Genomic DNA, 19,271 nt, shown 5'->3' with positions numbered 1-19,271 from the left:
AGCACTCACAACATCAGCTCCGATCGGCGGCGCGGGTCGATCCGCTCGCGCCAGGCGCCCGCGAGCGCCGCTATGGCGAGCGTGGGCACGATGATGAAGAGACCGGGGAAGAGGGTCGGCCACCAGTCGCCCGCGAGCAACGTGCCGCGCGCGTCCTGGATCATGTTGCCGAGGCTGGCCCGGTGCGTGGGCAGCCCGAGCCCGAGGAAGGACAGCGCCGACTCGTGCCAGATGGCGTGCGGCACCATCAGCACGGCGGCGAGCCCGGCCTGCGGCAGCACCCCCGGCAGCAGATGGCGCACCGCGACGCGCAGTCGCGAGGCGCCGCCCGAGACGGCCGCGTCGATGTAGGGGCGCGACCGCAGCGACAGCACCTCGGCCCGTACGATCCGCGCAGTGGACAGCCAGTGCGTGAGCGCCACCGAGACCACCACGGGCCAGACGCCGGGCCGGAACATGGCCACGATGAAGATGCCCAGCAGCAGGTGCGGCACGGAGGAGAAGACGTCCACGACACGCATCACCAGCCGGTCGGCCCTGCCGCCCAGCGCCCCGGCCAGCGAGCCGACGGCGGTGCCGATGACCGTCGCGACAAGCGCGGCGACCACGCCGACGAGCAGCGAGACCCGCAACCCGTACACGCAGCGCAGCAGCACATCCCGGCCGTTGTCGTCGGTGCCGAAGGGGTGGGTCCAGGACGGTGGCCGCAGCTTCGCCGCGAGGTCGACGGCCTGCTCGTCCAGCGGGAAGAGCGGGGGCACGAGGAGGACGGCGAGGACGATGGCGGCGACGAGCAGCGCGGACCCGCGCAGCCGGGCCGCGCCCGTGCCCGTGCCGGGGCCGAGGCCGGTTCCGGAGGCGTCACGGGACACCTGCCGGAAGCCGCGGCCACGCGCGGCACTCCGCCACGGGCCCGGCGCCTCCCCGGCACCGGCATCCCCGCTCGCGCCCACGTCCGTCATCGCCTTCTCCGTACGCACTCGCCCCGTCACAGCTCCTCCAGCGCCACGCGGGGGTCGGCCAGCCCGTACAGCAGGTCGGAGAGCAGGTTCCCGGCGAGCACCGCGACCGTGGCGAGCGTCGTGAGGGCCGCGAGCAGGGGGAAGTCCGTCGACGTGGCGGCCTCGACGGTCGCCGAGGCGATGCCGGGCCAGCTGAACACCGTCTCGACGAGCAGCGCCCCCGTGATCAGCTCGGGCACCCGCGACCCGATCAGGGTCAGCACCGGCAGCAGCCCCGAGCGCAGCGCGTGCCCCAGCAGTACGGTGCGCTCGCGCAGCCCTCTCGCCCGCGCGCCGCGCACCGGGTCCTCCTCCAACGCGTCCACGACGCCCTGCCGCACGTACAGCAGGAACCACGGGAGCTGGGAGACCGCCAGCACGGCGGCGGGCAGCGCGAGGTGCCGGACGAGGGCGCCCGCCGTGACCGTGTCGCTCCCGGTGTCGGTGAGGCCGCCCGCCGGAAGCACGCCCAGCTGGAGCGCGAACAGCCAGATGCCCAGCAGTCCGAGCCAGAACGGGGGCGCGGCCTCCAGCGTGTAGGCGGCGGAGGTGACCGTACGGTCGAGGAGACCGCCGCGTCGGCGGGCTGCCGCGACCCCGAGCAGGGTGCCGACGAGCACCGCCAGCGCGAAGCCGACCGCGCACAGCAGCACGGACCAGCCCAGCCTTTCGCCGATGACCTGGGCCACCGGCTGGCGCAGCGCCGTCGAGTCGCCCAGGTCGCCGTGGAGCGCGGAGGTGACCCAGTGCCACCAGCGCTCGGTGAAGGGGCCGTCGACGCCGAGGTTGCGCCGCAACTGGTCGAGGGTCTCCTGCGAGGCGTTGAGCCCGGCTGAGCCCGCGTACTGCTGCACGGGGTCGAACGGGGAGGCCGCCGCGACGGCGAAGACGCCGAAGGTGACGGCGGCCAGTACCGGCACGGCCGCGAGCAGGCGCCGTCCCACGAGCCGGGCCGCCGGGCCCTTGAGCGAGCGGCGGCCACCCGGGGCGCGCCGGGCCACCGCCGCCTCCCGTACCGTCCCCTCCCGTACCGCTGCCGTCACTTCTCGCGCTGCCAGTCCTCGACGTTCCACCAGGGACCGGCGCCGAGGCCGTGGTCGTGCGGCTCGACCTGCGTGGTGAGGTTCTGCCAGCCGTCGCCGACGACGTAGACGTGATCGATGTGGTCCAGGAAGGTGTAGCCGGGGTTCTTCGCCAGCTCCTTCTGCACCGTGTCGTACGCCTTGGCGCGAGTGTCCTCGTCGCGGCTGCGGCGGGCCTTGTCCAGGGCCTCGTCGACGGTCTTGTCGTCGTAGTACGCCATGTTGTTCCAGCCGTCGCCGGCCTGCGAGGAGTGCAGCGTCGGGTAGAGGTCGAAGTCCGGGTCGGCGGGGAAGCCGTTGCCCGCGAGCATCGCGTCGTGCTTCAGCTTGGGCTGGATGACCTCGCGGCTGCCCGCCTGCACCTTGACGTCGATGCCCGCCTTCTTGGCATCGGAGGCGTAGGCGAGGGCGTGGTCCTGGCGGAGCTTGTCGCCGGAGAAGTACCAGAGGGTGAACGCGGCACGCTCGCCGTCCTTCTCGCGGATGCCGTCCTCGCCCGGCTTCCAGCCCGCCTTGTCGAGGAGCTTCTTCGCGGCGGCGAGGTCGTGCGCGCGCTCGGTGCCCTTGGCGAACCAGGGGCTGTCGGTGGGCAGCGGCCCGTAGGCGGGCTTGCCCGCGCCGTTGAGGATGGACTTGACCATGGCCTCGCGGTCGACGGCGAGGTCGAGGGCGCGGCGGATGTCGGTGTCGCCCGTCACCTTGTTGCCCGTGGGGAGGGTGACGGCCCGGTAGTCGGCGGTCTTCGCGTTCAGGGTGCGCTTGCCGCTGTCGCCCTTGAAGGACTTGGCGAGGTTGGGCGGCAGGATCGCGCCGTCGAGATCTCCGGAGCGCAGGCGGGTGGCGCGCACATCGTCGTCCTCGATGACGGCGACGGTGAACCGCTTCACCTTCGGCGCGCCGCCCCAGTAGCGGGGGTTGGCCTTGAAGCTGAGCTTCTCGCCCTTGCGCCAGCCGGTGAGCACGTACGGGCCCGTGCCGACCGGCTTGGTGTTGTACGGGCCCGAGTTGACGTCCTGGCCGCTCGCCGCCTTCTTGGACGCGATGGGGAGGACGGTGCGCTCGGCGAAGGCCGCGTAGGGGTACTTCAGCCGGAAGACGACCTTGTGGTCGCCGTCGGCCTTGACGCTGTCGAGGGCGTCCAGCTCGCTCTTGGAGGCGTTGTTGGTCTTCTTGTCGAGGATGGTCTCGTACGTGAAGACCACGTCATCGGCGGTGAAGGGGGTGCCGTCGCTGAACTTCACGCCCTCGCGGAGGGTGTACGTGTACGTCCTGCCGCCGTCGCCGACCTCGGGCAGGCCGGTGGCCAGGGCCGGCTTGAGCTTCATGTCGGCGTCGTGGGTGAGCAGCCCGTCGAAGATCTTCGAGTTGCCCTCCTTGCCGTAGCCGAGCAGCGGGCTGAGGGTCTCGGGCTCCTGGGCCACGCCGACGGTCACCGCGTCCCCGGCGCCCGCGCTCCCGCCCGCGCCGTCGCCGCCCGGCGCCGAGCACGCCCCGGCGCCCGCCAGCACCACCGCTGCCGTCGCGCTCGCGGCGACTGTCCGTACCGTCCGGGCCGTCATGCGTCACACATCCCTGCTGATGATCACCTGTTATTGCGAATGCCTCGCAATTAAACATCATGCGGGTCCCCTGCGCGGGGGGCGGTAGGAAACGGGGGGTTGCCGCTTCACGGGGGTGTTGCGCGGGACGGTTGGCCGGTGTGGGGGTTGCCGTAGGGTCCCGCGCTGATCTTTGTGCCGCGGCACGTGGTGCGGGTCCCCTTCGCGGGGGCGGTTCGCCGTTTCCGGGTGCGGGCCGGTGGCTTCGGCGCGGCGTGTGGTGACGGTGCGACGCGGCTGGCGCCGCGTGATTCTTGGCTGGCGCCGGTGGTTGTGGGGTTGCTGTGTGGTGGGGGTCGGCGCCGCGGTGGGGTGTCTCCTCGGCGTGAAGGTCTCGTTGTCGGCTTTCCGCCGGTCTTCGTCTCGACCTGCGGGGACACCCCACCACGTCCCCTCCCACCCGGTGGCCGACAGCACGCCGTGGCCGGTGCGTCCATCGCGCAGCAGGCCGTGCCGTGATGCTCGGATTTGCCCACGCACAAGGCGCAGAACACCTCGTGGCCTCGACCCGTATGCCGGGTATCCGGTGGAATACCGGCATGAACAGGAGTACAGCGCGGTCGGGTCAGCGGTTAGCGCGACTCAGGAACCAGGCGGGGCGGCAGGCTCCTCTGGGGCCTCGTCAGCCGGGACAGCGCAGGGGCGCACCTCAACGGACTGTTCGTGGCGGCTCGGCTGCTCCGGCGGATGACGCCTCGCCCCCGAGAGATGAAGCCTCGTCCCCGAGAACGGAGCAGTGGCCGCGGACGATCGAAGTCCTTGCCGTGGTGATGGCATCGATCGCGGCGCTGGCCACCGTGTACGTCACCCGGGAGCAGTCACTCGGGGAGACCCGTGTCATGCGCGAAGGGCAGATCACCGACCGGTACACCTCCGCCGTCGACAACCTTGGTGACCAGGGGGCCGAGGTGCGGCTCGGCGGCATCTACGCGCTGCAGCGCATCATGAACGATTCCCCGCGCGACCAGCCCTCCGTCATCGACGTTCTCTCCGCCTACATCCGCACCCACGCCCGAGGAGGGAAGGGGGCGTCGGACCGACCGGCTTCCGACGTGCAAGCAGCCTTCGAAGTGCTGGCCCTGCGCGACCCGGAAGAGGACGAGCGCGCCACGATCGACCTGCGTGAGGCGCACCTGGCCAACGCCGGCGTCCGTGGTGCGAACCGCACAAAGGAAGGGCAGGGCGGCTCCGGCCCTGGCACCAGCCGTGCGCTCCTGCCCCACGCCAACTTCAGCGGAGCGGTCCTGGAGAGCGCCAGCCTGCCCCGAGCGGAGCTCAGAGGCAGCTTCTTCGTCGGAACACGCCTGAAGGAGGCCAACCTGCAAGAAGCCGACCTGCGCTCCTCCTGGCTGGTCGGCGCCCACCTGGACAAAGCCCAGCTCAACGATGCGGACCTGCACGGAGCACGCCCCATCGACGCCTCCTTCCGCGATGCCGACCTGCGAGGAGCGGATCTCAGCGACGCCGACCTGCGCGGCGTCGACCTGACCGGGGCAGATCTCCATGGAGCCGACCTGCGCGGCGCCTATCTGCGCTCGGAGCGCACACGCTTCTCTCACGGCAAGCGTCTTCCGTGGGAATCACACCGCGCCACGACCGTGACCGCCCGCCAGCTCATGACAGCGAAGCTGAACAAAAGCACCAAGCTCCCGCCCGAACTCGCCCGCGAGATCGGATCACGCTGAACGCCTCCTGAAGGACTCCGACCTGACGGAGCCGCTGTCGCTGTCGGGCCGCACCGGCGTGGCCGCGCCCCCTGCGCTCGGCGCCGTACTTCCACAGCTTCCGCCGCGGTAACGGCGCCCCGTGAAGGTGGGCCGCACACGGAACCCACACATCGCACCGTCCCGCACCCCTCCCGTGCGCGCCCACGCGCACGGGCCCCGCATGGGCGCGTCCCGGCGCGCGCTCTGTGACAGTCACCGCAACCCCATGGCGAGCCGCCCCTGCGTGGTTTACGCTTCAACCGCCGCCCGTTCCATTCCACTTGGCCGGAGTCCGCGCCTTCCGGACCGTCTGGCGGACCGCACTGGCGGGTAATAAGCCTCCGAGGAACGGGCGCGGGGCCGGGAGTCATCACGGCGATGACGAAGCCGGGGCGCTATGCCCCGGTAACTCCCGCACGAGCTGACAAGATCCAGCCGTAGAGTTCCCGTTTCCTTCCAACCACAGTGTCAGGGTCAGTAGCCTCATGACCCGACGGGAAGCCGCGGAGAGCTGAACGAGCTGGAGACCCCTAGATGGAACGTCCCGCCTGGGCCCCACAGGGCATAGACCTGAACAAGCCGAGCGTGTCCCGCATGTACGACTACTACCTGGGCGGATCGCACAACTTCGAGGTGGACCGCACCGCCGCCGAGCGCGCCATCGCCGCGTGGCCGGGGCTTCCCAAGATCATGCAGGCGAATCGTGCCTTCATGCGCCGCGCGATCCGCCACGCCATCGGCGAGGGCGTCACCCAGTTCCTGGACATCGGCTCCGGCATCCCCACCTTCGGCAATGTCCACGAGGTGGCCCAGACCACCGATCCGGACGCCCGCGTGGTCTACGTCGACAACGACCCGGTCGCCGTCGCGCACAGCCGCGCCGTGCTGAACGGGAACGAGGGCGCCGGCATCGTCTCCGCCGACTTCCGTTCGCCGCAGGACATCCTCGACAGCCCCGAGTTGGAGCGGCTGATCGACCTCGACCGCCCCGTGGCGCTGATGCTCGTCGCGCTGCTCCACTTCATCGAGGACCGCGACGACCCGTGGAAGACCGTCGCCAGACTGGGCGACGCGCTCGCACCCGGCAGCCTGCTCGTCGTCACCCACGCCTCGCCCGGCGCGAGCCCGAGAAACGACGGCGGCACGGGCATCCAGGAGGTCTACCGCAAGGCCAGCTCCCCGCTCGTCATGCGCTCCCACGAGGAGATCGCGCGCTTCTTCGACGGCTTCGCGATGGTCGATCCCGGACTGGTGACCCTCCCCCACTGGCGACCGGACAGCCCGCCCGAGCTGGAGGACAGCGTCGTCCTCAGCGGGTTCGCGGGCGTGGGCCGCAAGGCGGGAATCGACGGGTGAATTCCGGGCCGCACGAGCGCCACGGGCTCGACGAGAAAGAGACAGACACACAGCCGCACGACGGCCTCCGCAGGTTCGCGACGATCTGGAGCCGCGCCATCTATCCGGCGACCCAGACCTCCATGACCCGCGCCGAGTTCGCCGACTACCTCTACCCGCTGGCGCGGAAGCTGGCCGAGGCCCTGCACGCGCAGCCGTTCTCGCCCGCCGTGGGGCGCGAGGTCGGCAAGGCGCTGGTGGAGGGGCACTGCACCAGCCCGGACGCGCTGCCGCACGCCCTCGGCGTCGTCGAGTCGTACCTCGCGCTGTACGCCGCCGACCCGGAGGCCGCGCCCGTCCTGCCCGCCGACGAGGCGGGCGCGCGCTGCGCGCGCCTCCAGCACGCCATCGCGGCGGGCTTCTCGCAGACCCTGCGCGACCGCACGCTCGGCGAGCAGGAGTCGCTCTCGCGCGCCGCGCTGGCCGCGCAGACCGCCGTCGAAGAGGCGCTGCACGCCAGCGAGACGCGGTTCCGCGCGGTGTTCAAGGACACCACCATCGGCATCAGCATCGCCGACATGGACGGCCGCATCCGCGACGCCAACGGCGCGCTGGCCCGCATGTTCGGGCGCTCCGAGGAGGAGATGCGCAGGCGGAACGTCAACGAGTGGGTACACCCGGACGACGCCCCCGAGGTGTGGCGGCTCCACCGCGAGCTGGTGCGCGGCGAGCGCGACCACTTCCGCGTCGAGAAGCCGTACCAGCGCCCCGACGGCACCGTCCTGTGGACCAACCTCACCGTCTCCCTGCTGCGCGACGCCGACGGCGAACCCCGCTATCAGCTCGCCCTGATGGAGGACATCACCGAGCGCAGGCTGCTCCATCTGCGGCTGCGCTACGAGGCCACGCACGACGAACTGACCGGGCTGCCCAACCGCACCCTGTTCTCCGAGCGCCTGGACCGCATCCTCTCCTCGTCCAGCGGGGTCAAGCGCTTCGGACTGTGCTATCTCGACATCGACGGCTTCAAGGCGGTCAACGACAGCCTCGGCCACGCGGTCGGCGACCAGTTGCTGATCTCCGTCGCCGAACGGCTCCAGTCCTGTACGGCGGCGCCAGGGCACCTCGTGGCGCGCATCGGCGGCGACGAGTTCGTGGCCCTGATCACCGACCCGGCGGGCCGCGAGGACGTCACCGAACTGGCCCGTCAGGCGCTGGCCGCGCTGGCGACCCCGATCACCATCGACGGGCGCGATCTGTCCGTACGGGCGAGCATCGGCATCGTCGAGGGGCCCAGCGGCGAACTGCGCCCCGAGGAGGTCCTGCGCAGCGCGGACATCACCATGTACCGGGCGAAGGACGCGGGCGGCAACCGCTACGAGCTGGCCGACCCGGACTCGGACGCGCGCGCCATAGACCGCCACAGCCTCACCAACCATCTGCCGGGCGCGCTGGAGCGGGACGAGTTCTTCCTGGAGTACCAGCCGCTGATAAGGATGAGCGACGGGCGGGTCGACGGCGCCGAGGCGCTGGTCCGCTGGAAGCACCCGGTCCACGGCAGGCTGGGCCCGGACCGCTTCATCCCCCTCGCCGAGCACACCGGGCTCATCGTGCCGCTCGGGCGCTGGGTGCTGGAGCAGGCCGTGCGCCAGGCGTGCTCGTGGCAGGAGCGGTACGGGAGCACGCGGGCCCGGCAGGACCGGCCGCTGCGGGTGAACGTCAACCTGTCGCCGCGCCAACTGCACCACCCCGACCTGGTGCAGGACACCATCAGCGTCCTGGAGGCGGCCGGGGTCGCCCCCTCCTCCCTCTGCCTGGAGGTCACCGAGAGCGCGCTGATCGGGGCCGACGAGGACGAGCTGAAACCGCTGCGCCAACTTGCCGAACTGGGCGTGGACATCGCGCTGGACGACTTCGGCACCGGCTACTCGAACCTCGCCAACCTGCGGCGGCTGCCCGCGACCACGCTGAAACTGGACCGCTCCTTCACCCAGGGGCTCCAGCGCCACCCGGCCGACCCGGTGGACGTCACCTTCGTGGAGGGCATCGTCTCGCTGGCACACGCGCTGGGGCTGGCCGTGACGGTGGAGGGCGTGGAGACGGAGCACCAGGCGGACCAGTTGCGCGAACTGGGCTGCGACACGGCACAGGGCTGGTTCTACGCGCGGCCCGCCTCTGCCGACGAGTTCGCCCACGACTGGGCGGCCTCGGCCTGACGGGGCGGCCGACGCTGACGCGTCCGAAGGGCACGGCGGCCGGACGCGTCAGCACCGTCAGAGGTCAGCACCGTCGCACGTCAGCACCGTCGCACGTCAGCACCGTCGGACCGCTCCGGCGCTCCTGCGCGCGTCGGACGGCCGAGCCGCGTCAGACGTGCTTGTCCAGCCACGCCAGCAGGTCGGCCTGGACCTCGTCCCTGTTGGTCTCGTTGAGGATCTCGTGCCGCGCGCCCGCGTAGCCGCGCCAGGTCAGATCGCGCAGCCCTCGGTAGCGGAAGTCCTCCAGGAGTTCGTAGACCAGCGTCATCCCCTGGTTGCAGGGGTCCTGGTCGCCCACCGCGATGTGCACCGGCAGTTCGCGGGGGACGCGGCCGAGCTGCTCCGGGTCGTTGATCTTGCGTGAGCCGCGCACCCAGTCCAGGGCGAGCCCGGCGCTGAAGGGGAAGCCGCAGCGCGCGTCGACGGCGTAGACGTCCACCTCCTCCTCGTCGCGCGAGAGCCACTCGAAGCCGGTGCGGTGGGGGTACGGGTCGTTGAAGGAGCCGAAGAGTTCGGGGACGAAGTCCGAGGCCGTGTCCCTTCCGCCCTGCTCGATCTCCCGCTCCAGCCGCCGGATGTCGGTCTCCGCCTCGCTGCCCGGCAGCGAGCGGAACGTCCCCGACAGGACGAGCCCGGCCAGCTCCTGCCCGTACTCCTGCGCGTAGTCCCTGGCCAACTGCGAGCCCATGCTGTGCCCGAGGAAGACGAAGGGGAGGCCCCCGGGCAGCTCGCCCCGCACGCGATCGCCGACCGCCTTCAGGTCCTCGACCGTCGCGCGCCAGCCGCTCTCCCCCACCACGCCGTAGCCGCCGGTGTGCTGGGCCGTGCCGCCGTGGCCGCGGTGGTCGGACGCGGCCACGGCGTAGCCGTGCGCGGTCAGGTAGCGGGCGAAGCGGTCGTAGCGCTGGGCGTGTTCGGCAGCGCCGTGCGCGATCTGCACCAGGGCGCGTGGCGTGCCCTGCGGCAGCCAGGTGTACGTGGCGACGGGTGTGCCGTCCGCCATCGTCGTGAAGTCCCGCCGCGCCTCGTCCACTGCCACGTCGCCCGCCTTCCGTCGTCCCGCCGGTCGCGTCAGACCGCTCACAGGCGGTAACCGTAGTGGCAGGTGCGGTCGGCGGGAAGAAGACGGCGCGCAGCATCGTCTCCACAGTCACCGCCCGCCCGTGCGCCGACAGGAAACCGACGCATCGAACTCGTGGGGGATTTAAGGCGGCGCGGGCTTCTCGTATCCGGTCCAGGGGTATTCGATATCCAGACGGACGGGCTCGCGACAGCCCTCGGTCGTCTCGGTCTTCTTGCCCGACGGCACCGGGATACGGTCCCAGGCACTGCCGTCGTAGCCGGGACGATGAAATTCCTCCGGACGCCTGTCGGGGTTCTCCGACCACCGGAAGCGCCATTTCGTGTTCAACGAACGGCAGTACGGCGAGTCGTCGCGGTTCCCCGGAGTGCGGTCCGGTGCCGCGATACGGCACCAGCGCCGTGCGCGCCGGTTCACGGTTGACCGTGAAGAGTGTCGGGTTCCCGTCCCACTCCCCGCGCCGCGCGGCGCCTGATCATCAACGGCTTCGCACAGTTTCTCTCACCTCGCCTATAACACCCTCATTCGGCGGCGCATCGGAACACGCCAACGTCACGGGGAATAGGGCTATGCCAATGGGTAATGCTCGGGGGGTACTGAACACACCGTCAGATCGCGAACAACTCCCACTCCCCGCCCCGAACGGTCCGGCTCGGTCAGAAAAGGAAAAACCTCCGGCCTCAGCCGTCACCAGCCCATGCGTTTCCCGGTGCCGTGCACGGGACATCCGCCGGACTCGTCGGGGACGGGACCGCTGCCGATGAAGACCCTCCGTCTGTCACCCCGGCGGAGGCACACCGCGGAGGAGGGCTCGTCATGGATCGATACTTCACGGACCACCGTCACCAGCAGTTGCGCGCTGCGGTACGGGAGTTCGCGGAGCGGGAGGTCAGGCCCCGGATACCGGCGATGGAGGCGGACCGCACGGCGTCCCGGCCCCTCTCCCGGCGCATAGCCCGGCAGGGGTGGATAGGGGCCACCGTCCCCAGCGCGTACGGGGGCATGGGTGCCGGCCACCTCGCCAAGACGGTCATCATCGAGGAGCTGTCCCGGGTCAGCGGCGCGATGGGCGCGATGGTCCAGGCGTCCCAGCTCGGCGCCGCGAAAATCATTCACTTCGGCAACGAGGAGCAGAAGAAGACCTGGCTGCCCGCGATCGCCTCCGGCGACTGCCTGCCCACCATCGCCGTGACCGAGCACGGATCCGGAGGCCATGTGCTCGGCATGACCAGCTCCGCGGTGCGCGACGGCGACGAGTGGGTGCTCAACGGCGGCAAGGTCTACGTCGGCAACAGCCACGTCGGCGATCTGCACGGTGTGGTCATGCGCACGGGACCCGGCTCCAAGGGGCTGACGGCCTTCCTCGTCGAGTCGGACCGCCCCGGCTGCGTCCTCGCGCGCCAGCGCGAGACCATGGGCCTGCACGGTTTCAGCTTCGGGGAGCTGCGCTTCGAGAACTGCCGCGTCCCCGCCGCCAACGTCCTCGGCGAGGAGGGCGACGGACTCTCCGTCGCGTACTCCTCCAGCGTCCTGTACGGGCGGGCCAACCTCACGGCCGTCTCGCTGGGCATCCACCAGGCGATCCTGGACGAGACCACGGCCTTCTGCGCGCACCGGCAGCGCTACGGCTCCGCGCTGGCCGACCTCGGCGCCATCAAGCTCAAACTGGGCCAGATGCAGTCCCGGCTCATGCTCGCGCGGCTCGCCGCCTACCACGCCGTGCATCTGCTGGACCAGGGCAGCTCGTGCGACGCGGAGCTGATGAACGCCAAGCTGGTGAACGTCGAGTACGCGCTGGACTCGGCCCGCAACGCCATGGAGATCCATGCCGCCTGCGGCCTGTTCACCGACCGCCCCGTGGAGCGCTATCTGCGCGACGCGCACCACATCTTCGCGCCCGCCGGTACCTCCGACATCCAGCGGCTGCGGCTGGGCGAGGTGGCCATGGGCACCGCGAAGGGCTCCTGGTCGGACCGGCTCGCCGACGTGGTGCGGAAGGATCCGAGCCCGGCGTTGCCCTGACACCCCGGCCCTCCTGCCCTCCTGCCCTCTTGCCCTCCTGTGCCGCCCCGCCCGTCCCTCGTCCGCGTGCCCGGGGGAAGGGCGGGGCACGGGGGGTCAGACGGCCCCCAGTTCCCTCCGGCGGATCTGTTCCACCAGTTCGGCGGCCATCGACTTGATGGTCTCCAGCCCCTGGCGCCCCCACGGCCGGGGCTCCTGGGCGACGACGCAGACCGTGCCGAGCGCCATGCCGGTGCGGTCCATCAGGGGGGCGCCGAGGTAGGAGCGGATGCCGATCTCGTCGACCACGGGGTTGCCCGCGAAGCGCGGGTAGTCGCACACGTCCTCCAGCACCAGCGCCTTGCGCCGCACGATCACGTGCGGGCAGTAGCCGTGGTCGCGGGCCATGACACGCCCTGGCTGCGCGGAAGTGGAACCGGAGGGCTCCAGCTCGACGGCCTGGTCGACGGCGGGCGTGTAGAGCCCGGCGAAGTACTGCCTGTGCTCGTCGATGAAATTCACCATCGCGTACGGAGCACTGGTCACCCGGGCCAGGTTGCGGGCGAAGTCGTCGAACTCGGGTACGGGTGCGTCGCCGATCCCCAGCTCCCTCAGCCGCACGACCCTGCGGGGCGCCTCGGCGTCCTCCGGGGTGAGCAGGAGGTGGCTGGTCGGGTCATACGACATCGGGGCCATGCGCGCTCCTTGAATCGATCAGATGTTGGACGAGGGACACCAGCACCTGGGTGCCGGAGCTGGCCTGCCGGGCGTCGCAGAGCACCACAGGCACGTCGGGTTTGAGGTCTATGGCGGCGCGCACCTCCTCCGGGTCGTACCGGAAGGAGCCGTCGAACTCGTTGACGGCGATGATGAAGCCGATCCGCCGCCGCTCGAAGAAGTCCACGGCCGCGAAGCAGTGTTCGAGCCTGCGGGTATCGGCGAGCACCACGGCGCCCAGCGCCCCGGCGGACAGTTCGTCCCACATGAACCAGAAGCGCTCCTGGCCGGGGGTGCCGAAGAGGTAGAGGACGTGGTCAGCGCCGAGCGTGATGCGCCCGAAGTCCATGGCGACGGTCGTCGTGGACTTGTTCTCCACGCCTTCCAGGCTGTCCGTCGCCGCGCTGATCTGGGTCAGCAGTTCCTCCGTGCTCAACGGCTCGATCTCGCTCACCGCGCCGACGAGGGTGGTCTTGCCGACCCCGAACCCGCCCGCGACCAGGATCTTCAGCGCGGTCGGGAACGGATCGGCGCCGCTCGCCTCAGAGTCGTTTACGGAGCCCATCCAGCACCGCCTCCAGCAGATCTCGGTCGGTCGGGTCGGCCCCCCGCGCCGTGTGCGTGGGGGCTCGCGCGGTGATGGCGCCGCAGTCCACGAGGTCGGACAACAGCACCTTGGTCACCACCGCGGGCTGCCGTATCTGCGCGGCGAGTTCGGCGACCGAGACGGGCCCGCCGCACAGCCCCAGCACATGGCTGTGGTCCGGGCCCAGATAGCTCTGGGGGCGCGACCCCGTGGCCATCACCAGGGTCATCAGGTCGAAGTGTGCCGAGGGCTTGGTCCTGCCGTCGCAGACCGTGTACGGGCGGATCAGCCGGCCGGCCTCGTCGTCCAGCCAGGGCCCGCCCCCCACGGGGTCCACGGGGTCGCCTCGCATGTCGCGGCTCAGTGTCCGGCCGGCTGCCTGGCCGGGGTCGCCAGGTAGGGCCGGACGCTCTTGACCAGCATCGCCATCTCGTAGCCCAGCACGGCGGCGTCGGCGTCCCGGTCGGCGAGCACGGCCAGGCACGCCCCCTGCCCCGCTGTGGAGACAAAGAGGAGCGAGTTCTCCAGCTCGACCACGACCTGTCGCACCTCACCGCCCTCGCCCAGGCGCACCCCCGCGCTGCGCGCCAGGGAGTAGAGGCCGGAGGCGAGGGCCGCCATGTGGTCCGCCGTATCGGGCTCCAGGCCGTGCGCGGACTTCACCAGGCCGTCCGAGGACAGCAGGAGGGCACTGTGCGAGTGCGGCACGCGCTGGACGAGTCCGGTCAGCAGCCAGGAGAGATCTGTCGGCTGGCCGATGGGCGCTTCGCTCACCATGATCGCGTTCTTCTCCTTGGGGCGGATGGCCCGCGCTCAACGGGCGGTACGGGGGGAGTCCCCACCCGGGGCCGGGAGGGGGAGGCTCCCTCCGGCGGCGGGGGGAGGGGCGCCGGGGGCTTCGGCGCCCTCGGAGGCTTCGGCGAGGCTGGTGCCCCTGCGGAAGGCGGCCATCAGACCGGGGTCGTGCCCCTGGTCGGCGTCGCCGTCCGTGCGGCCGCGCGCCTTGGGGGGATCGCGCAGCTCGGGCACGAGGTGTTCCTGGCGCCTGCGCCGGGGCAGTCGGGGGCGCGGCCCTTCCGCGTCGCCAAGGCCGTGGGGGGCGGGGTACGGGGCGGGCGCGGGTGCGGTGGCCGCTTCGCCGTGCCCGTTCGGGGCGTGGTGCGGCTCGCCCGGCACGGGGGGCGGGGACGGCTCGACGTGGGGGGCGTGGGGCGGGTGCGGGGCCGCCGACGCGTACGGCTCCGGCACCTCCGGCGCGTACTGCGGCTCCGGCACCGGCGGTACGGGCGGCTCGTACGGTGCGCCCACGGCGGTCCGCGCCGGGGGCCGCTCCCCGTTCCCGTTCCCGTGGTGCCCGCTGCTCCCGTTCCTCCCGGAGGGGGCGGCCCGCTCGGGCAGACCCTGCCGCTCGGGCGGGCGCGGGCCCGGACCCGGGCCCGCGCCCGGAGCGGCCTCCGGCAGGGAGGGCCGGGCGGCCTGCCCGGGTATCGCCCGGCCGGTCCCCCGCTCGGGCTCGCCCGCGTACTCGGCACGGGCGCGCGCGGCGCGCGCCGTCGCGGTGGCCGCCGTCGGGGAGGCGCCGTCCTCCGGGGACCCGTCGTGCTTGCCCACGCTCTCCGTGTTGTCGCCGAGGAGGACGCGGGGCAGGACCAGCACGGCCTGGACGCCGCCGTAGATGTTGCTCTGGAGCTGTACGACGATGCCGTGCCGCCGTGCGAGGGCCGAGACGACGAACAGGCCGATCCTGCCGTCCTGGAGCAGCTCCGCCACGTCGATGGGCTCGGGGTCCGAGAGCACCGCGTTCATGCGGTTCTGCTCGGCCGCCGTCATGCCCAGGCCGCGGTCCTCGACCTCGACGGCGAGCCCCGCCGTGACGTGCTGGGCCCGCAGGAGGACCTGCGTCTGGGGCGCGGAGTAGACGGTGGCGTTCTCCACCAGTTCGGCCAGCAGGTGGATGATGTCGGCGACCGCGTGCCCGCGCAGCGTGCCCTCGATCGGGGGCACGAGCTTGACCCGCGGATATTGCTCCACCTCGGCGATGGACGAGCGGAGCACCTCGGTCATCGTGACGGGCCTGCTCCACTGGCGGCGGGAGACCGCGCCGCCGAGGACGGCGAGGTTCTCGGCGTGGCGCCGGATGCGGGTGGCGAGGTGGTCGACGTGGAAGAGGCCCTTGAGGAGGTCCGGGTCCTCGACCTCGTTCTCCAGCTCGTCCAGCAGCTCGATCTCGCGGTGGACGAGCGACTGGAGCCTGCGGGCGAGGTTGACGAAGACCTCGACCTTCTCGTCGCTGCCGTTGGAGCTGCTGCGCACGAGCGCGGCGGCATCGGTGACGGCGGCCTCCGCCGCGCGCTGGGCGCGGCCGAGTTCGTGGGCGAGGAGGTCGAGCGCGTCGGCGTCACCGGGGAGTTCGGGCAGCGGCGGCTGGCTGCGCGGCCTGGGGCGCTCGCCCTGTTCTAAACGCTGGAGCAGGGCGCGGACCTCGGCATGGCTGCGTACGGTGGAGCGGCGCAGCGCGGCGTAGCGTTCGGCGGTGCCCCTGGCCTCGGAGGAGGCGAGGAGGGCGCCTCCTGCGACGGCCGCGCAGACCAGCAGGAGGGCGAGCGCGAGGACGCTCCACAGCACGGTGCCGTGGGTATCGTCGGTGGGGGCTCCGGTCGCGTCGAGTCCGCCCTCGGCCGTCATCACGTAGGCGACGACGGCTGACGCGGTCACCGCGACGATTCCGGCGGGGAGCACGGCCATGCGCACCATGCGCCGGCGCGCGGCGGCGTCCTTGGCGGTCTCGGGCGCGGGGGTCTTGCCGTGGCGGCCCCGCGAACCGTGTGCTCCGGGTGTTCCGTGTGTGCCGGGTGTGGTGGAGGGGCCCTGCTGAGGGCCCGGAGCGGCCGGAACATAACCGGGACCGGACGTTCCCCTTCCTGTCTGCACCGCGTAACTCAGAGGTTCGGGCATCGGAATCCTCGGTGAAGTCGAGATCTGGTGACGGGCTCGCTCAGGGGCACGACGGCTCTCACAGCGCCGTTGCCACGCTAGCTGTCACAACAACTCCGCAAGGAAGCGGATGACATATTCGCCACCCTTCGCCAGCCCCGTGAGAGTGAAAATCTCGGGCATTCGTTTGAATGGAATATCCGATCACAACTCCCTTGCGGAATGCGGAAGTTACCTCATTCCCCGAGGGCCCTCACGGTGACGTTCACCCGCCCGCGCAGCCCCAGGCCAGGCGGGCCGGAACCGGGTTCCGTACGGGGAACGCCGTGGTAGGCGAGGCGGCTCGGGCCGCCGAAGACAAAGGCGTCGCCGCTGCGCAGCCGCACATCCGCCCATGGTCGCCCACGGCTTTCCGCGTTTCCGAACCGGAATACGCAGGCGTCCCCGAGGCTGAAGGAAACGACGGGAGCGGCGCAGTGTTCGTCGCTGTCGCGGTGCATCCCCATGCGCGCTTCATCGTCGTAAAAATTGATGAGCGCAATGTCGTACGCCGCCGCGCACGACTCTTCCCCGTACGCCCTCTGCACTGCCTGACGTGCCCACTCCCCCAGCCAGCCGGGAAAGGGCTTCACCGGCGAGCCGTCGCCGTCGGTCACCGTGCGCGCGTAGCCGTACGGATACCAGTGCCACCCCAGGCTCACCTGGCGCACCGACATACGCGCGCCGCCGGGCATGCGCACCGTGCGCAGCCCGGCGGGCGGCATCGCCCACTCGCGGCACGCCGCGAGCAGCTCGCGCTGGGCCTCCGCGTCCAGCCGGCCCGGCAGGTGCACGGCCCCCGGCGCGACCTCGGCCGCCGGGAGCGGGAACAGCTCGTCGCTCACCCCGCCAGGGTAGGCGGGCCGCGCGCGCCCTCGCGGGAGGCCGCCCGCGGCCCTGCGAGAGCACACGTCGAGACCCCTCCCGCTGTGTAGGGTGACGGCGTGGCAAGGGTCCGGTTAAGCGTGGCGGAGCGGCGCGAGGAACTGCTGGGCGCGGCGGTCCGGCAGATCGAGGAGCGCGGGGTCGCGGCACTGCGCATCGCGGACGTCGCCAAGGAGCTGGGCATCAGCAACGCGCTCGTCCTCTACCACTTCGACACCAAAGAGAAGCTGGTCTCCGCCGCCTTCGCGCACGCGGCCGAGGGCGATCTCGACCAGCTGACCACCCTCCTGTCACGGCGCGGCTCGGCGCTGCGGCGGCTGCGTGCCGCGGTGCGCTGGTACGCGCCGACGGGGCGGGCCAAGGGCTGGAAGCTGTGGATCGAAGGCTGGGCCGCCTCGCTGCGCGAGCCGGAGCTGCGGGCCGTCGGCGAGAACCTGGACAAGCGGTGGAAGTGCGCGCTGGCCGAGGTGATCGCGGAGGGCACGGAGGCCGGTGAGTTCACCTGCGGGGACCCGCACGGCGCCGCCTGGCGGCTGACCGCGCTGCTGGACGGGCTCGCCGTCCGGACGACCGCGTATCCGCGTGCGCTCGCCCGTCGCCGCATGGAGGTCTGGGTCGACGAGGCGCTGGCCCGCGAGCTGGGTCTGGAGCCCGGGGCGCTGTCGCGGGAGTCACGCGCACGGCACTGATTGCCCACGGCACCCATGTCGTATCGTCGGCAGGGTCGGCCCTCAGAGACGAGACGACCGGCCACCCCAGAGACGAGGAGCGCCCGTGACCCAGCAGTCCGCCGAGACCAGCCTCACCGGAGTGCGGAACTTCCGCGACGTCGGCGGGCTGCCGACCGAGGACGGGCGCCGGGTACGGCATGGTGTGCTCTTCCGCAGCGGCCACCTCGCGCACGCGACGGACGAGGACGCGGCGTTCCTGGGCGGGCTCGGGCTCCACACCGTCTTCGACTTCCGCAACTCCGCCGACCAGGCGCTGGAGGGCCCGGACATCGAACTGCCCGGCGTGCGCAACGTGAACATCCCGCTGACGGACCCCGCCGACGGCGCGGAGTTCTGGCGGATGGTGCGCGAGGGCGAGCTGGACCAGTTGCGCGCGGTGCTCTCCGACGACCAGGGCGCGGAGCGGATGATCGGCTCGTACCGCACCATGATCAGGCGGCGTACCGAGGAGCACAGCAGGGTGCTGCACTCCCTCGCCGAGGACAGCGTGCCCGCGCTGATGCACTGCGCGGCGGGCAAGGACCGCGCGGGCCTGTCCATCGCGGTGACGCTGCTGGCACTCGGCGTGGAGCGCGAGGCCATCGAGGCCGACTACCTGAAGTCCAACTCCCCGCACCGGCGCTACAAGGTGCACCGCAGCCCCAGCTCCCGCGCGGGCATGTCGCCCGAGGTGATGGAGCTGCTGTCCCCGCTGTTCGACGCGCGCCCCACCTACCTCGCCGCCGCCTTCGAGGCGATGGACGAGAAGTGGGGCGGGGCAGAGGCGTATCTGACCGAGGGGCTGAAGCTCTCCCCCGCCACGCTGGAGCGGCTGCGGGACCGGCTGCTGGAGGGCTGAGCCGCCGGGCGCCCCCACGTCGTCGGCGTCCTCGCCGTCGCGGGGCCCCGCGCGAGGCCCCGCGACGGGATCGGACAGTGACGGGGTCAGACGGTGAGGACGAGCTTGCCCTGGAGGTGGCCGCCGTCGAGCAGCCGGTGTGCGTCGGCCACCCGCTCGAACGGGAACGTCTCCCCCACGTGCACCCGGAGCCTGCCCTGCTCGACGAGTCCGACGAGACCGCGCAGGGCGACCGGATCGGGATCGACCGCGATGCCGCTGAAGCGCATGCCGGCCGCCTCGTACGTGGCGGCAAGCCGCGTGTCGCCCATGGCGACCGCCGTCACCAGGTGGCCACCTGGGCGGAGCACTTCGAGCGACCGCGCGGCGGCCTCGCCGCCGAGCGTGTCGAGCACGACGTCGATGTCGCGGACCGCCCCGGTGAAGTCGGCCGCCGTGTAGTCGATCACCTCGTCGGCGCCGAAACCCTCGACGAACCT

At 71.7% G+C, this 19,271-nt stretch carries 17 protein-coding genes; 6 read left to right on the top strand and 11 right to left on the bottom strand.

Features of this window, described 5'->3' with window-relative positions:
• Window positions 1–5 precede the first annotated feature (5 nt).
• From ACWGJ2_RS35660 to ACWGJ2_RS35650, 3 genes are read right to left on the bottom strand one after another with little or no spacing between them, the layout of a single operon-like run.
• Window positions 6–962 carry an ABC transporter permease gene (locus tag ACWGJ2_RS35660; RefSeq protein WP_453350527.1) on the bottom strand — a complete coding sequence of 319 codons (957 nt, stop codon included), beginning with the start codon at window positions 960–962 and terminating at the stop codon, window positions 6–8.
• Window positions 963–988: 26 nt separating this feature from the next.
• Window positions 989–2,002 (bottom strand): ABC transporter permease, encoded by a 1,014-nt coding sequence (locus ACWGJ2_RS35655; protein WP_453350526.1) that lies wholly within the window; start codon window positions 2,000–2,002, stop codon window positions 989–991.
• Between the two features lie 38 nt (window positions 2,003–2,040).
• A complete protein-coding gene (locus ACWGJ2_RS35650; protein ID WP_453350505.1) occupies window positions 2,041–3,642 on the bottom strand; it encodes an ABC transporter substrate-binding protein in 1,602 nt (533 codons plus the stop codon).
• An 809-nt stretch (window positions 3,643–4,451) separates the two neighbouring features.
• Between ACWGJ2_RS35650 and ACWGJ2_RS35645 the strand changes: the two genes are divergently transcribed.
• The 3 genes from ACWGJ2_RS35645 to ACWGJ2_RS35635 all read left to right on the top strand — a co-directional run bounded on the left by ACWGJ2_RS35645 (window position 4,452) and on the right by ACWGJ2_RS35635 (window position 8,938).
• The gene (locus ACWGJ2_RS35645) at window positions 4,452–5,366 is read left to right on the top strand and encodes a pentapeptide repeat-containing protein (protein WP_453350525.1); all 915 of its coding nucleotides are present in this window, start codon (window positions 4,452–4,454) and stop codon (window positions 5,364–5,366) included.
• Between the two features lie 555 nt (window positions 5,367–5,921).
• Window positions 5,922–6,743 carry an SAM-dependent methyltransferase gene (locus ACWGJ2_RS35640; RefSeq protein WP_453350504.1) on the top strand — a complete coding sequence of 274 codons (822 nt, stop codon included), beginning with the start codon at window positions 5,922–5,924 and terminating at the stop codon, window positions 6,741–6,743.
• The gene (locus tag ACWGJ2_RS35635) at window positions 6,740–8,938 is read left to right on the top strand and encodes a putative bifunctional diguanylate cyclase/phosphodiesterase (RefSeq protein WP_453350503.1); all 2,199 of its coding nucleotides are present in this window, start codon (window positions 6,740–6,742) and stop codon (window positions 8,936–8,938) included. The genes ACWGJ2_RS35640 and ACWGJ2_RS35635 overlap by 4 nt, the downstream gene beginning before the upstream one ends.
• A 151-nt stretch (window positions 8,939–9,089) precedes the next feature.
• Here ACWGJ2_RS35635 and ACWGJ2_RS35630 read toward each other — a convergent pair whose 3' ends face one another.
• Complete coding sequence (locus ACWGJ2_RS35630; protein WP_453350524.1) at window positions 9,090–9,983, bottom strand: alpha/beta fold hydrolase; 894 nt, start codon at window positions 9,981–9,983, stop codon at window positions 9,090–9,092.
• 894 nt (window positions 9,984–10,877) lie between these two features.
• Here ACWGJ2_RS35630 and ACWGJ2_RS35625 point away from each other — a divergent pair.
• The gene (locus tag ACWGJ2_RS35625) at window positions 10,878–12,083 is read left to right on the top strand and encodes an acyl-CoA dehydrogenase family protein (protein WP_453350502.1); all 1,206 of its coding nucleotides are present in this window, start codon (window positions 10,878–10,880) and stop codon (window positions 12,081–12,083) included.
• A 96-nt stretch (window positions 12,084–12,179) separates the two neighbouring features.
• Here ACWGJ2_RS35625 and ACWGJ2_RS35620 read toward each other — a convergent pair whose 3' ends face one another.
• From ACWGJ2_RS35620 to ACWGJ2_RS35595, 6 genes are all read right to left on the bottom strand, one after another.
• Window positions 12,180–12,749, bottom strand: coding sequence for a GAF domain-containing protein (locus tag ACWGJ2_RS35620; RefSeq protein WP_453350523.1), 570 nt, complete (start codon window positions 12,747–12,749; stop codon window positions 12,180–12,182).
• Window positions 12,739–13,344 carry a GTP-binding protein gene (locus ACWGJ2_RS35615; RefSeq protein ID WP_453350501.1) on the bottom strand — a complete coding sequence of 202 codons (606 nt, stop codon included), beginning with the start codon at window positions 13,342–13,344 and terminating at the stop codon, window positions 12,739–12,741. The genes ACWGJ2_RS35620 and ACWGJ2_RS35615 overlap by 11 nt, the downstream gene beginning before the upstream one ends.
• Complete coding sequence (locus ACWGJ2_RS35610) at window positions 13,322–13,717, bottom strand: DUF742 domain-containing protein (protein WP_453350500.1); 396 nt, start codon at window positions 13,715–13,717, stop codon at window positions 13,322–13,324. Before ACWGJ2_RS35610 ends, ACWGJ2_RS35615 begins: the two co-directional genes overlap by 23 nt.
• Before the next feature lie 8 nt (window positions 13,718–13,725).
• Window positions 13,726–14,142 (bottom strand): roadblock/LC7 domain-containing protein, encoded by a 417-nt coding sequence (locus ACWGJ2_RS35605; protein WP_453350499.1) that lies wholly within the window; start codon window positions 14,140–14,142, stop codon window positions 13,726–13,728.
• Between the two features lie 36 nt (window positions 14,143–14,178).
• Window positions 14,179–16,320 (bottom strand): sensor histidine kinase, encoded by a 2,142-nt coding sequence (locus ACWGJ2_RS35600; RefSeq protein ID WP_453350498.1) that lies wholly within the window; start codon window positions 16,318–16,320, stop codon window positions 14,179–14,181.
• A 215-nt stretch (window positions 16,321–16,535) separates the two neighbouring features.
• Complete coding sequence (locus ACWGJ2_RS35595; protein WP_453350497.1) at window positions 16,536–17,183, bottom strand: alpha-ketoglutarate-dependent dioxygenase AlkB family protein; 648 nt, start codon at window positions 17,181–17,183, stop codon at window positions 16,536–16,538.
• Window positions 17,184–17,282: 99 nt separating this feature from the next.
• Here ACWGJ2_RS35595 and ACWGJ2_RS35590 point away from each other — a divergent pair, with 99 nt between their 5' ends.
• Both ACWGJ2_RS35590 and ACWGJ2_RS35585 read left to right on the top strand, forming a co-directional pair.
• Window positions 17,283–17,912: a TetR/AcrR family transcriptional regulator gene (locus ACWGJ2_RS35590; protein WP_453350496.1), complete on the top strand. Its 630-nt coding sequence runs from the start codon at window positions 17,283–17,285 to the stop codon at window positions 17,910–17,912.
• Between the two features lie 85 nt (window positions 17,913–17,997).
• Window positions 17,998–18,792 carry a tyrosine-protein phosphatase gene (locus ACWGJ2_RS35585; RefSeq protein ID WP_453350495.1) on the top strand — a complete coding sequence of 265 codons (795 nt, stop codon included), beginning with the start codon at window positions 17,998–18,000 and terminating at the stop codon, window positions 18,790–18,792.
• A gap of 86 nt (window positions 18,793–18,878) precedes the next feature.
• On the opposite strand, the gene ACWGJ2_RS35580 is transcribed toward ACWGJ2_RS35585, so the two are convergent.
• Window positions 18,879–19,271, bottom strand: a 393-nt coding sequence (locus ACWGJ2_RS35580; protein WP_453350494.1) for a zinc-binding dehydrogenase, incomplete at its 5' end; no start/stop codon positions are given.

This window comes from Streptomyces sp. NPDC054796, from assembly GCF_053611545.1.
This window is presented reverse-complemented; position numbering and strand designations above follow the sequence as displayed.